Origin of the sequence: Exiguobacterium sp. KKBO11 (genome assembly GCF_001644945.1) — a bacterium.
Taxonomy (GTDB): Bacteria; Bacillota; Bacilli; order Exiguobacteriales; family Exiguobacteriaceae; genus Exiguobacterium_A; species Exiguobacterium_A abrahamii.
The window spans coordinates 1-236 of sequence record NZ_LUCU01000053.1; the positions used below are offsets into that span (position 1 = coordinate 1).

1 tRNA gene and 1 rRNA gene are annotated in these 236 nt (G+C 52.1%); both read right to left on the minus strand.

From position 1 onward, the window contains the following. Positions 1-8: 8 nt before the first annotated feature. Positions 9-85: transfer RNA gene (locus AYO36_RS14075), tRNA-Ile, on the minus strand. 73 nt (positions 86-158) lie between these two features. Then, positions 159-236, minus strand: a 16S ribosomal RNA gene (locus AYO36_RS14080); the annotation flags it as partial.

Genomic DNA, 236 nt, shown 5'->3' on the forward strand with positions numbered 1-236 from the left:
AATGGAAATGGTGGGCCTAAGTGGACTCGAACCACCGACCTCACGCTTATCAGGCGTGCGCTCTAACCGGCTGAGCTATAGGCCCATTCCATGACTAGAGAGAATTAGACTCTCAAAACTGAACGATGGGCATGTCCCGTAAGGGACGTTTTCCTTAGAAAGGAGGTGATCCAGCCGCACCTTCCGATACGGCTACCTTGTTACGACTTCACCCCAATCATCTACCCCACCTTCGA